Origin of the sequence: Verrucosispora sp. WMMA2044, from assembly GCF_027497155.1 — a bacterium.
Classification (GTDB): domain Bacteria; phylum Actinomycetota; class Actinomycetes; order Mycobacteriales; family Micromonosporaceae; genus Micromonospora; species Micromonospora palythoicola.
This window is the reverse complement of sequence record NZ_CP114913.1, coordinates 2502183-2514813: the sequence shown is the minus strand read 5'-3', so window position 1 is coordinate 2514813 and position 12631 is coordinate 2502183. Positions and strand designations below refer to the sequence as shown.

The window sequence follows — 12631 nt, the reverse complement described above, 5'->3', positions numbered from 1 at the left end:
GGTGACAGCTCAGCTCATCGAGGAGGGCGCGTGTTCACCCATATCAAGGACCTGCAGTTCGAGGCGAAGCCGGACGGTCCCGACGCGGCGTTCGCCCGCCGGCTCCAGGAGATCCTGGGCGGCAAGTGGGGCGAGATGACCGTCGCCAACCAGTACCTCTACCAGGGCTGGAACTGCCGGCTGCCGGGCAAGTACAAGGATCTGCTGCTCGACGTGGGCACCGAGGAGATGGGCCACGTCGAGATGATCGCCACCATGATCACCCGGCTGCTCGACAACGCGCCGTTGTCGTTGCAGGAGGCTGCCGAGGACAACCCGATGGTCGGGGCGATCTACGGCGGTTCCAATCCCGCACACTTCATCCACGGCGGCGGCGGGGCGATGCCGGTCGACAGTGTGGGAGTGCCGTGGAGCGGCAGCTTCGTCACCGCCAGCGGCAACCTGATGGCCGACTTCCAGCTCAACGTCACCGCCGAGGCCCAGGGCCGCCTTCAGGTGTCGCGTCTGTTCAACATGACCGACGACCCCGGCGTGAAGCAGATGCTCCGCTTCCTGCTGGCCCGCGACACCATGCACCAGAACATGTGGATGGCCGCCATCGAGCAGCTCAGGGAGGACGGCCTGGAGGAGATGCCCGTGCCGGACGCCTTCCCCGACTCACCGGACTTCACCGAGCAGTTCAGCTACACCTACCTCGACTTCTCCCCGGGCCAGGACGCCGCGCAGGGACGCTGGGCCTCCGGACCCACGCCGGATGGCAAGGGCGAGTTCCGCTACGACCACAGCCCTCGCGCGCACGCGCCCGAACCCGTCCTGCCGCCGGGTGACCCGCGCCTGTACGGCACCAACCCGGGCATGGCACAGGGCGTGGTCAACACCGTCAAGAGCAAGATCAGTTGACGTCTTCCTGCCGGGCCGCCCACCTGACCGGGTGGCCCGGCGGGTGACGCCCGCCCGAGGAGGTGAGCCGTGACCGAACTCGTGCTGCGCCCGCTCGCGGACGCGTTCATGCAGGTGGGTGTGTACGTCGCCGTGATGGTGGCGCTGTTCGGCTGGCTGCGCTGGCGGTACGGGGACCGGGTCACCGACGGGCTGACCCGTCGCCGCCGGGTGGGCCCGCTGGTCGGCGCGCTGCTGGGGGTGACACCGGGCTGCGGTGGCGCGATCATCCTCATGCCGCTGTACGCCCGCGGCAAGGTCTCCTTCGGCACCGTGGTGGGTGCGCTGGTCGCGACCATGGGTGACTCGTCCTGGGTGGTGCTGGCCTGGAACCCGCTCTTCGCGCTGCAACTGCACGCGCTGCTGTTCGTGGCCGGCCTGGCCACCGGGTACGCCGTGGACGCCCTCGGCATCGATCCCGCCCGGTCCGCCACCCGGCGGCGGCCGGTGCCCGTCGCGGCACCGGTGAACCTCGCCGCCGACGTCGGGCCCGATCTCACCGTGTCCCGTCGCCTGTTCGGGGCACTGCTGCCCCGGGTGCCCGCGTCGACCGCGTTCTGGGGGCTGACGACGCCAGCCTTCGCGGTGTCCGTACCGGTGGTGTTCCAGATCGTCGACCCGGCGGCGTTGACCGTGATCGGTGGGATCGACCCGTACCTGGCGCTCGGGGTGCTCGGCACGCTGGTCGCGGCGCTCATCTTCGCCGCCGGGCGGGGACGGCTGGCCGACGACACCCTGGAGACCGCGCACGCCAGTACCCGGGCTGCGACGCTGCGGCACAGCGCGCACGAGGCCTCGTTCGTCACGGTCTGGGTGGCGGTGGCCTACCTCGGCTGGCAGGTGCTGAGCACCACGACCGGCTTCGACGGTTCGCAGCTCGTCGTGACCGGCCTCGTCGGTGTGCTGGTCGGTGCTCTGGTCGGCCTGGTACCCGGCTGTGCCCTGCAGATCGTCTTCACGGGCCTCTACGTCAGTGGCGGTCTGCCGCTACCCACTCTGGTCGCCAACGCGATCAGCCAGGACGGGGATGCCCTGATCCCGCTCGCCGCGCTGCGCCGCCACTGCGCGGTCATGGCGACCGCCATCACCACCGTCCCCGCGGTCGTCGTCGGTGGGGCGCTGCTCGTGTTCTGGTGAACCGGCCGAAGGAGCATGCCATGTCGTACTCGACGACGGACCCCGTCGCGCTGTCGCGGGTCCGGTGCAAGTTTGCCGTCTTCAGCGGTCTGAGTCTCGTCGCGGCGGCCGTGGGACTGCCCGCCTGGTCGGTCGCGGCCCTGGTGCTGACCAGCCTGGCCATCCCCGTCGCCGTCGGGCTGGCCGGAGGCGGCGGCCTCCTGCGCCAACTGCTGCGACCGGGCGCGAACCCGGGTGGCGGCACCCGGTCGCCGGACCGTGGCACGCGGCGCACCCGCCCGTCGACCTGAAGAAGGTTCATTCCGGATGTCGTCCCGGCCACCTGTTGTCCATGCGATGTCAACCTGAACTCCGCTCAGCACCGGTACCTTGCGGTCTCCGTGAGTCGTGCCGGGCCTGCCCGGTGGGCGCGTCACGGTGCGCCAACGAATTCGGACACACGCTCAGACGGGTATGCGGGGGAAGGCGGTTCTTCGGGTGTGGCTCGGGGCTGACAAGAAGGAGTTCGAGGCCTTCCTCGAATCCGCTGACGTTTACTGGCGCAAGAACCTCGGCTCCACGACGTCCCAGAACTACCTCGTCGTCGAGGTGTTCCACCAGGACATCAGGGTGGCGATGCGCAATCTGTCCGTCGCCAACGCGATCCGCCGCATCGTCCCCGCCCAACTGGTCGTCGTGACCGGGGTGGAGCAGATGTGGCACGAGGCGCTGTGGACCGAGTTCGACGTGAAGCTGGTCGAGCGGATCGCCGCCGCCTACGGTGCCAGCCAGGTCATCGACCTGTACCGCCTCGTGGAGGGGCCGGCCAGCTCCGCCACTGCGGGTGCCGTGCCGGTGGAGCTGTTCGGACGGACACTGCCCCCCGGCACGCCGGTCAGTGAGGAGACCCTCGCCGAGTTCGTCAGCGCCACCTACTGCCGGGTGACCAAGCGGCCCCGGCCGCCGGAGAACCCCGACGCCGACCCGCGCTACCGCCGACGGCAGGCGCTGGCGCGAGCCATCTCCTCGGCCTACGACGCCCTGCTCGGCAGCGGCTCGGTGGTCGCGTTGGTCACCAGTCATGTCGACTACGACCACTGGGGGCTCGCGGTGGACTCCGCGCGCCGGGCCGGGGTGCCGGTCGTGCACACCCAGCAGACCGGGTGCCTCAAGGCGTACGCGCTGTTCCCGGAGAACGACACCGGTGAACACACCTTCCGTGGTGAACTCACCCTCCAGATCGGCGCCTTCTTCGAACAGCGGGTGTGGTCGCGACGCAACGAGGTGCGGCGCAACGCCGAACTCGTCGCCTGGCGCTCGAAAGTCAACCTGGGTCGGCCCAGCTGGTGGCGGGGCGGTGCCAGCGCCTCCGTCGACATCACCAACAGCAGTGAGCGGGCCCGGCTACGTACGCACTTCGCCGCCCGGCTGGGGTTCGACCCGGCCCGTCCGGTGGTGGCGGTGTTCAACCACGCCGTGTCCGACGCGCCCGGCACGAACCACCAGTCGTTCCCGACGCTTGCCGACTGGTTCGCCGAGACCGCCCAGTTCGCCAGTACCGCCAGCGAGGTGCAGTGGCTGTTCCAGGACCATCCGAGCCAGTTCCGCTACGACAGCACCGACTTCTTCGACTCGGTCGCCCGACGGTACGCCCGGCACCGGCACATGGTGTTCCAGCCCAGCAAGGACCTGAGCAAGAACGGTCTGTGGAGCCTCGTCGACCTGGGCGTGACCGTACGCGGCAGCGTCAGCAACGAGCTGCCGGCGTACGGCATCCCGGTGATCCAGGCCGGCTGGTCCGAGTGGAGTGAGTGCGGTCTGTCCACGGTGGTGAACGACCCGGAGACGTACTGGAAGGCACTCGACGCCGCGATCAGCGCCATGCTCAACGGCGAGGAGATCATCTCCGCCGAGCAGGTCGAGCGGGCCCGCCTGTGGCTGTGGTTCTACCGCAGCGCCACCGACCTGTTCACCCCTCAGGTGCCGCACTGGGAGGTATGGCCGGCCGACTACCTGCTGCGCGCGGTGCGGACCTCCTTCCGGCACATCGAGAGCGACGCGGACCCGGTCTTCGAGGCCGTCGAGCGTATGTGGACCCGGCGCGAGCCGGTGCTGACCCGGACCGATCTCCAGGTGCCGGGAGGTGTCCGGTAGTGGCGATCGGTACCTGGTTCGCCACCGAGTTCGACGAGCCGATCCCGGCCCGGGAACTACCCGCGACCTTCACCTCGGGTGGAGATCGCGACGTGTTGCTCGCCGACCAGGTCGCCCGGGGCGTCGCGATCGTGGGCCGGGTCCAGAGTGGGTCCGGCGCGGTCGTGCTCAAGATTCGCACCGACGGCCGCCCGGTCCGCGTCCGGGTCGACCTGCACGTCGACGGTGCCTCGCAGACCGCCTGGTCGCGGGCGGCGGCACCGACCCGGGGCATGCGCGAGCTGCCACGGCTGGTCATGGTCCGAGCCCAGGGCGCGGACCGGGCCGCCGCCCTGATCAGCCGCCAACGGGGACGGTTGCGGATGGTGGAGGCCCACGCCTGGGTGGAGTTCGATCTGCGGGCCGGCGAGGTGGGCGACGACGGCCTGCTGATCGTCGAGGTGGTGGACGGTGCCTTGCCGCCCTGGGCGGCGACCGAGCTCAGCCCGTTGGCGGCGATCGGCGTCCGGATCAACCAGGTCGAGATCGTCGCGATCGACGCGGCCGACCAGCGCGAGGGCGCCGCTCGACTCGCCGGTGCCGCCGCGCAGTGGGCCGGGCTCGTCAGTGCCGGCGGCCTGGTCGGGGCGCGAGGTCGTGGACAGGGACACCCCCGGTCGAGGTTCGTCGTGGTCAACGCCGCCGACCCCACCGTACGGTGCCGGCTGCGGATCTCGGCCGGCACGGCCCCACCGGCCGCGGTGCGTCAGCCGAGCCAGAAGTGGCTGCGCCGCCACCAGGGCCAGACCGTGCTGAAGGCGTTCCGGGTGGCGCAGCGTGGGGCGGGATACGCGCTGTTCGAGGCGTCGCCGTTCACCCGGCCGCCGCACCCGGACCGGCTGGTCGTCCGGGGCGTCCATCTGGTCGACGGCACCGGATGCCGGGTGAGCGCCGTCCCGCAGGGCGAGGACGCCCTCGACGTGGTGGTCGAGCGTACGGCTCCCGGACCGGTGCTGGTCGGGCTCGCCGAGCGGGACACCCCGGCGGTACGGCGGCGGGTCGCGGAGACCGTCTGTCAGCTCGTCGAGCTGGAGTGCCACCGGTGACCGGGCACCACCACCACGACCTGACGCTCAGCGATGATCCAGCGGCCAACCGGCGGGCCCTCGAACAGGTCCTGGCGTCCGGGACCGGGGGCACCCTGCGGCTGCCGGCGGGCACCTTCACCCTGGACCGGGGAGTGGTGCTCGGTCCGGGCTGGACGCTGACCGGCGCCGCGCCCGGACCCGGGCCGGTGACCACGTGGCTGACGTCGTCCTCGTCGGCCGGCGAGCCCATCGTCCACGTGCTGGGTTCCCAGGTGACGGTCCAGGACATCGGCTTCCGCCCGCCGCCGTGCGCGCCCGGCGAGCACGGCGGCGACCGGGGCACCGCCATCACCGTCGGGAACTACCTCTACCCGGCCGAGACGCAGTGGATCGAGGACATCCAGATCCGACATGTCCAGGTCGAGCGCCACGACGAGCGCGCCGCCAACTGTGTCGCCGTCATGGGCGCGGTACGCGACATCACCATCAGCGACGTGTCCATCGTCGGCGGCTGCACCGGCGTCGCCGTGCACTGGGGTGCGGTCGGCGATGGTGTCGACTCCATCGTCGGCCCCTCCTACCACCCGCACCACCTGGACATCCGTGACCTACGCGTGTCCGACGCGTTCGAGGGGTTCTACCTCAGCTCGGTGCACGACGTGACGGTGGACCGGGTCCACCTGAGCGAGGTCGAGATCGGCTTCCGGCTGCTGCCGGGCGACAACACGGACCGGTTCCACTCCGGCGGCGACAACCCGGTCGGCGCGCGGATCCGCGTCGACGGTGCGTACGTGGCCTGGAACGGTCCGTTGTACGCGGTTCGGATCGCGGGCTGGGGACGCAGCGAGATCGACCACTCGTTCCGGGTACTCGACTATCGGGACGTGGTGGTCCGGGACTGCACGTTCGTGCCGTTGCCGCTCGCCACGGCCGGGTCCGGCGAGGCGCGGCGTCCGCGGTCGCCCGTCGTCGTCGAGCAGGCCTCCGGGGTGATCCTGGAGGGGATCCGCGTGGACCTGCGGGCGGGCGCGGTTCCGGCCGGGCCGCCACCCTGACCGGCGGTTCTCACACGGCAAGCGCCGTGTCCTCTCGGGCGCGGCGTCCGCGCACCGCCGGGCGCGTTCCGGCGGTACCGCCACGCCGCCGGATGATCCATTCCGCAAGCAGCACGTTGATCAGCCAGGCGGCGGTCATCGTCCCGGTCCGGCCGGACGTCGTGAGTGGACCGACGGCGGCGAGCCAGGCCATCTGGGTGAAGAACTGGGTGCCCGCGCCCATCCCGATGGCGTAGCCACGGATCATCCACGCGCGGTGTCGGCCGAAGTCACGGCGTCGGACCGCCACGAGGCCGAGGACGATCGACCCGGCCATGGCGACGCTGACCACCACCCGGACGGCGACCAACGCGTCACTGTCGAAGGGCCCTGGCGGCAGGAACAAGGTCAGCCACAGGCCGCTCAGCGCGGTGAGCAGCCCGCACGGAATCAGCAGCCGACCGGCGACCCGGTGCCAGCGGCGATGGCGCCGGCGGAACCGGGGCGCGAACTGGAAGGCGCCTAGCACGCTGAACACGGTCACCGCGACGATGTGGGCGACCACGGGCAGCGGGGCCGAGGTGATCCGGTCACCGTCGGGCAGCACCTGGGCGCCGCCGGCGAACTCGGCCAGGCGGAGGCCCCCGGCGAGAACCGGTACGGCGGCGAGCGCCAGCAGGCCGGCGGGGATGAGCCAGTTCGATCTGGCGGAAGGCGTCACAGCGGTGCGTCCCTTCTGCTGAGGACAGGACCGTGACCACGTCCCCGTCCCAGGCCCGCCCGGCGCTGCGCGGACGCGGAACGCGGTTCGGTCGGGAGGGGACCCGGTCGCTCCTGCTCCGTCGATCCTGGCGAAGGGCCGGGCGAGACTCATCGGAGTGCGGGCCGACGAGGACTCGGCCGAAGGACGGGACGGCCGGCCGTACTTTGGGTCGGGACGCCGGCGGTGTTCAATCGTGGGGTGGCCATCCGCGTGATCGTCGCCGACGACCAGGAGATCGTCCGTACCGGACTGACGATGATCCTCAACGCCCAGCCGGACATCGAGGTGGTGGGCGAGGCGGGTGACGGTCACCGGGCCGTCGACCTCGCCCGGCGGCTCCGTCCCGAGGTGTGCCTGTTCGACATCCGGATGCCCGGTGTGGACGGCATCGAGGCCACCCGCCGCCTCGCCGGGCCGGCCGTGCTCGACCCCTTGGCGGTGGTCGTGATCACCACGTTCGACCTCGACGAGTACGTCTACGCCGCGCTGCGCGCGGGAGCGCGTGGTTTCCTGCTCAAGGACGCCGGCACGGCCCTGCTCACCCAGGCCGTGCGGGCTGCCGCCGCCGGTGACGCGCTCATCGCGCCGAACATCACCACGCGGCTGCTGCGGGCCTTCGCCGACGCGGGTCCGGCCGCGCCGCCACCACAGCCGGTGGACGCGCTCACCCTGCGGGAGGAGGAGGTGCTGCTCGCCGTGGCGCGTGGTCGCACCAACACCGAGATCGCCGAGGAACTGCACATCAGCCTCAGCACCGTGAAGACCCACATCGCCAGCCTGATGGTCAAGATCGGTGTCCGTAACCGGGTGGAGATCGCGATGTGGGCGTACCACACCGACCGCGTCCGCCCGGGCCGCTCGGGGTAGCGCCTCGCCCACGAAGGGCTTCGTGGCCGAGGGCCGGGGGCGGTCTTCACGTGGCGTTCACGGGGCTTGTGGCGCGATGACATTTATTGATCGAGATGTTTGCGAGAATCCTGATGTCGCCTGCCGCGCCCCCAAGTCGGGTTCCCCCACCCGCCGTCGCAGGAGACAGTCAGGAGTCGCCCCGTGGCTCACCTACGCAGGTTCGCCGTCGTCTCGGTGATCACCGTCGTCCTGTCGGTCGTGCTCGTGCCGTCGACCGCCCAGGCCACCCCGCCCAACATCCCCTCGTACAGCACGGCGGTGAGCCGGCTGAACTCCCTCACCGTCGCGGCCGAGTCTCACCAATCCAGCTACAGCCGTGACCTGTTCCCGCACTGGATCACGATCACCGGTGCCTGCAACACCCGCGAGCAGGTGCTCAAGCGGGACGGCAGCAACGTGGTGGTGAACTCCAGCTGCTATCCGACGTCCGGCTCCTGGTACAGCCCGTACGACGGAGTGACCCGCACGAACCCCGCCGACATCTCCATCGACCACGTGGTGCCGCTCGCCGAGGCCTGGCGGTCGGGCGCCTGGGCCTGGACCACCGCGCGGCGCCAGACCTACGCCAACGACCTGGGTGGACCGGAACTGTGGGCGGTCACCGGCACCGTGAACTCGTCGAAGGGCGACAAGGACCCGGCCGCGTGGAAGCCGCCGCGCGCGGCCTTCCACTGCACCTACGCCCGGGCGTGGATCCAGGTGAAGTGGTACTACGGCCTCACCGTGAACAGCGCGGAGAAGTCGGCGCTGACCACCATGCTCAACACCTGCTGAGCCGGCACCGGTGACCCGGGGGCGTGACGTCGTCGACGTCACGCCCCCGTCGCTGTCGCCGTACCCGTCGAAGTCGGCCGCTCGTTGTCGGAGGACCGGACGAAGGCTTGACAGTCGACATCATGCAACGTGCAATATGTTGCATGTCTCTCGACGAGTTCGACCGTTACCCGTTGCTCTTCGGTCCGAGCCCGATCCACCCCTTGGACCGGCTGAGTCGCCACCTGGGCGGCGCCCGGATCTGGGCCAAGCGGGAAGACTGCAACAGCGGGCTGGCCTTCGGCGGCAACAAGACCCGCAAGCTGGAGTATCTGTTGGCCGACGCCCTGGCCCGCGGCGCGGACACTCTGGTCAGCATCGGTGGCGTGCAGTCCAACCACACCCGTCAGGTAGCCGCCGTCGCCGCCCGGGCCGGCCTGAAGGCCGTGCTGGTGCAGGAGAGCTGGGTGGACTGGCCGGATCCGGTCAACGACAAGGTCGGCAACATTCTGCTGTCGCGGGTCATGGGCGCCGACGTGCGCCTCGCGCCGGACGGATTCGGCATCGGCGTCAAGGAGAGTTGGCAGCGGGCGCTGGAGGAGGTCCGGGCCGGCGGTGGCGTGCCGTACGCCATCCCCGCCGGGGCGTCCGACCACCCGTTGGGTGGGCTCGGCTTCGCCAACTGGGCCTACGAGGTCCAGCAACAGGAGCGGGAGTTGGGGATCTTCTTCGACACCGTCGTCGTGTGCAGCGTCACCGGCAGCACCCAGGCGGGGATGATCGCCGGTTTCGCCGGCCAGGACCGGGCCCGCCGGGTGCTCGGCATCGACGCCTCGGCCAAGCTCGACGAGACCCGGGCCCAGGTGGAGAAGATCGCCCGTGACACCGCCGGACGGATCGGTCTCGGGCGCGACCTGCGCGACGACGAGATCACCGTGCTGCCGGGCTGGGCCGGAGACCGCTACGGCATCCCGATCCAGTCCACCCTGGACGCGATCCGGCTCACCGGCCGACTGGAAGGCATGATCATCGACCCGGTGTACGAGGGCAAGTCGATGGCGGCGTTGATCGACCTCGTCCGTACCCGGGACATCCCCGCCGACGCCAACGTCCTCTACGCCCATCTTGGCGGGCAGCCGGCCCTGAACGCCTACCACACGCTCTTCAGCTGACTGCCAAACGTTTCGCTCAGCCGTCGGTGAGGCGGTCGGCGCGAGCGTTCAGGTACCGCTGCTGCGCCAGATTCGTGGCCCGCGCGGCCGCCGTCCGGTACTCGGCGCGGGCCGCCGCCGGGTCGCCGCGGCGTTCCAGCAGATGTGCGCGTACGGCGGGCAGCCTCGCGTCCCGGGCCAGCCGACCGTCGGCGGCCACCTTCTCGACAAGCGCCAGCCCCGCGTCGGGGCCGTCCGCCATGGCCACCGCGACGGCACGGTTCAGCGCGACCACGGGACTGGCGTCCATCGTCGTCAGCACCTCGTACAGCATCGCGATCTGCGGCCAGTCGGTCTGCTCCGGGCCGGACGCCTCGTCGTGCAGGGCGGCGATGGCGGCCTGCACCTGGTAGGGCCCGGGAGGCCCGCGGCGTAGCGCCTCGACCACCAGCGCCGTGCCCTCGGCAATCTGATCGGCACGCCAGCGGGAGCGGTCCTGTTCGGCCATCGGGATCAGTTCGCCGTGCGGACCGGTGCGCGCCGGTGCGCGGGCATCGGTGAGCAGCAGCAACGCCAGCAGACCGGTCACCTCGGCGGTGTCGGGCATGCTCCGGCGCAGCAGCCGGGTCAGCCGGATCGCCTCGGCGCACAGGTCGGCGCGGAGCAACCCGGGCCCGGATGTGCTCGCGTACCCCTCGTTGAAGACCAGGTAGAGCACCCGGAGCACGGCCGCCAGCCGCCCCGGAAGCTCGGCCGGGTCGGGCATCGCGAAGGGCAGGCCGCTGTCGCGGATGCGCTGCTTGCCCCGGCTGATCCGCCGGATCATGGTCTGCTCCGGCACCAGGAACGCCCGCGCCACCTCCGCCGTGCTCAACCCGCCGACCGCCCGCAGGGTCAACGCGACCTGCGCGGCCGGGGACAGCGAGGGATGGCAGCACAGGAACAGCAGGATCAGGCTGTCGTCGGAGTCCGGGCTCCGATGACCCGACGGTGCCAGCCGCCATTCGGCCACCACGCGCCGGCCGACGACGTCCTCCCGCCGCCGTCGCGCCTGCTCGGCCCGGAGCAGGTCGGTGAGCCGCCGCGACGCCACCGTGATCAGCCAGCCCCGAGGGTTCGCCGGTAGACCGTCCCGGGGCCAGCCGGTGGCCGCCGCGATGAGCGCCTCCTGGGTGGCGTCCTCGGCGGTGTCGAAGTGCCCGTAGCGGCGGACGAGCGCGCCGAGGACCTGCGGCGCCAGCCGGCGCAGCAGCTCCTCGACGGTCGGTCCACCCATCAGACGAGGTCGTCGATGCCCTCGGCGATCGGACGGACGTCGACGTACTCGCCGGGGTTGTCCGGGTTGACCAGCATGGCGGCGATCTCGGCGGCCCGGTCGAAGCTGGCGCACTCGACCACCGTGTACCCGGCGAGGACCTCCTGCGTCTCCGGGTACGGACCATCGGTGACCATCGTCGCGCCGTCGCGCACCTGGACCCGACGGGCGTGCACCGGCGCGGTCAGCCCCTGGGCGTCCACCAGTTCACCGGCGTCGGCGAGGTCCTGGTGCACCCTGCCCATGTGCGCGTGCATCGCGGCCACCTGCTCGGCCGACATCGCCGGCCGGTCGGAGCCGTGCCCGGCCATCGCGTCGTAGTCCCGCTGCGAGCCGTACAGCATGATCATGTATTTCACGGCGTCTCCCTCTCCCGCCCGCCACCATCGCGGTGCCGGTTCATCGGGGACGTCGGAGCCGGGTGTGCGTACCGGACACCGACCACCGCACCATAGGCCGTCTCTCCGCGACCGGCCGGGAGAGCGGATGGAACACGCGCGACTGAACCGGACGGGGCGGTAAGGCGTACCTGACGGCAACGGGCGTGACGGTCGTACCGTCGGGGTACAGGACCGGCGACGTCGAGGCGGGAGGCGTGCGGTGGCGGCAGGTGGGCGAGGGTTACGCCGGGGCAGACTCGCCGGCCTGGCGGTGGCGCTGGTGGCGGCGGCCGCCTGCATGGTGGAGCCGGTGGGCGGGCCCGCGGACCCGAACGGGCAGCCGCAACCGGCCGAGCCGACGGCGGAGGTGACCCGCGCCGACGGCACCGACACGGTGGAAGAGTTCCACCAGGACGTGGCCGACGCGCAGCGGCTCGCCGAGCTGTACTGGGCCGACCAGTTCGAGGCCTCGGGACAGTCCTTCCGGCCGATCAGGCAGGTCCTGCCGTACCAGCGTGACGGTGAGGTCTCCTGCGGCGGTCAGGAGGTGCCCCGCAACAACGCGGTCTACTGCACCATCGACGACTACATCGCGTACGACATCAACTGGTCGTTCGGCGCCTTCCGGCAGATCGGCGACGCATTCGTGTTCTACCTGCTCGGGCACGAGTACGCGCACGGCATCCAGACCCGGCTGGGCATCCGGTACAACTTCACCATCCAGCAGGAACTACAGGCCGACTGCATGGCCGGGGCGTTCCTCGGCGACTCGGTCCGGTCCGACCGGCTCACCCTGGAAGAGGGTGACCTCGACGAGTTCAACGACGGACTGCTCGCCGTCGGCGACGACCCGGGTCAACCGTGGTTCGCCGAGGGTTCCCACGGCACCCCCGAGCAGCGCTCGGAGGCGTTCTTCCGGGGCTACGAACGGTCCCTGACCGCCTGCGACCTCGGTTGAGAAAGTTCACTGCGCCGAGCGCCGGACCACCGTCGGCTGACAGGATTCACCGGTCAACCGAGCCCGAGGAGGATCCGGTGAACAGCACCCGT

General features: G+C 71.1%; 12 protein-coding genes and 1 pseudogene. 10 read left to right on the top strand and 3 right to left on the bottom strand.

Annotation, left to right across the window (positions count from 1 at the left end; all coding sequences use genetic code 11):
• Positions 1 to 30: 30 nt before the first annotated feature.
• The 6 genes from O3597_RS11325 to O3597_RS11300 all read left to right on the top strand — a co-directional run bounded on the left by O3597_RS11325 (position 31) and on the right by O3597_RS11300 (position 6331).
• Positions 31 to 900, top strand: coding sequence for a manganese catalase family protein (locus tag O3597_RS11325; protein ID WP_281604112.1), 870 nt, complete (start codon positions 31 to 33; stop codon positions 898 to 900).
• 69 nt (positions 901 to 969) lie between these two features.
• Positions 970 to 2076 carry a putative manganese transporter gene (locus O3597_RS11320; protein WP_164446992.1) on the top strand — a complete coding sequence of 369 codons (1107 nt, stop codon included), beginning with the start codon at positions 970 to 972 and terminating at the stop codon, positions 2074 to 2076.
• Positions 2077 to 2096: 20 nt separating this feature from the next.
• Positions 2097 to 2366, top strand: a complete 270-nt coding sequence (locus O3597_RS11315) for a hypothetical protein (protein WP_281604111.1) — start codon at positions 2097 to 2099, stop codon at positions 2364 to 2366.
• A gap of 187 nt (positions 2367 to 2553) precedes the next feature.
• Positions 2554 to 4209, top strand: a complete 1656-nt coding sequence (locus O3597_RS11310; protein WP_281604110.1) for a hypothetical protein — start codon at positions 2554 to 2556, stop codon at positions 4207 to 4209.
• Positions 4209 to 5294, top strand: a complete 1086-nt coding sequence (locus tag O3597_RS11305) for a hypothetical protein (protein WP_281604109.1) — start codon at positions 4209 to 4211, stop codon at positions 5292 to 5294. The genes O3597_RS11310 and O3597_RS11305 overlap by 1 nt, the downstream gene beginning before the upstream one ends.
• Positions 5291 to 6331 (top strand): hypothetical protein, encoded by a 1041-nt coding sequence (locus tag O3597_RS11300; protein WP_281604108.1) that lies wholly within the window; start codon positions 5291 to 5293, stop codon positions 6329 to 6331. Before O3597_RS11305 ends, O3597_RS11300 begins: the two co-directional genes overlap by 4 nt.
• A gap of 10 nt (positions 6332 to 6341) precedes the next feature.
• Here the strand turns inward: O3597_RS11300 and O3597_RS11295 are convergent, their stop codons facing one another.
• Entirely contained in the window at positions 6342 to 7031 is a 690-nt protein-coding gene (locus O3597_RS11295) for a DUF2306 domain-containing protein (protein WP_281604107.1), read from the bottom strand.
• Between the two features lie 240 nt (positions 7032 to 7271).
• Here O3597_RS11295 and O3597_RS11290 point away from each other — a divergent pair, with 240 nt between their 5' ends.
• The 3 genes from O3597_RS11290 to O3597_RS11280 all read left to right on the top strand — a co-directional run bounded on the left by O3597_RS11290 (position 7272) and on the right by O3597_RS11280 (position 9907).
• Positions 7272 to 7940, top strand: coding sequence for a response regulator transcription factor (locus O3597_RS11290; protein WP_281604106.1), 669 nt, complete (start codon positions 7272 to 7274; stop codon positions 7938 to 7940).
• Positions 7941 to 8123: 183 nt separating this feature from the next.
• The gene (locus O3597_RS11285) at positions 8124 to 8756 is read left to right on the top strand and encodes an HNH endonuclease family protein (protein ID WP_281604105.1); all 633 of its coding nucleotides are present in this window, start codon (positions 8124 to 8126) and stop codon (positions 8754 to 8756) included.
• Positions 8757 to 8899: 143 nt separating this feature from the next.
• On the top strand, positions 8900 to 9907 hold the full coding sequence (locus O3597_RS11280) for a 1-aminocyclopropane-1-carboxylate deaminase (RefSeq protein ID WP_281604104.1): 1008 nt from the start codon (positions 8900 to 8902) through the stop codon (positions 9905 to 9907).
• A 16-nt stretch (positions 9908 to 9923) separates the two neighbouring features.
• Here the strand turns inward: O3597_RS11280 and O3597_RS11275 are convergent, their stop codons facing one another.
• Together O3597_RS11275 and O3597_RS11270 are read right to left on the bottom strand one after the other, a co-directional pair.
• Complete coding sequence (locus O3597_RS11275) at positions 9924 to 11162, bottom strand: sigma-70 family RNA polymerase sigma factor (protein ID WP_281604103.1); 1239 nt, start codon at positions 11160 to 11162, stop codon at positions 9924 to 9926.
• Complete coding sequence (locus tag O3597_RS11270) at positions 11162 to 11551, bottom strand: YciI family protein (RefSeq protein WP_166458457.1); 390 nt, start codon at positions 11549 to 11551, stop codon at positions 11162 to 11164. Before O3597_RS11270 ends, O3597_RS11275 begins: the two co-directional genes overlap by 1 nt.
• Positions 11552 to 11774: 223 nt before the next feature.
• On the opposite strand from O3597_RS11270, the pseudogene O3597_RS11265 reads away from it, so the two are divergent.
• Positions 11775 to 12539, top strand: a pseudogene (locus O3597_RS11265) (neutral zinc metallopeptidase); the annotation flags it as partial.
• Between the last annotated feature and the right edge of the window lie 92 nt (positions 12540 to 12631).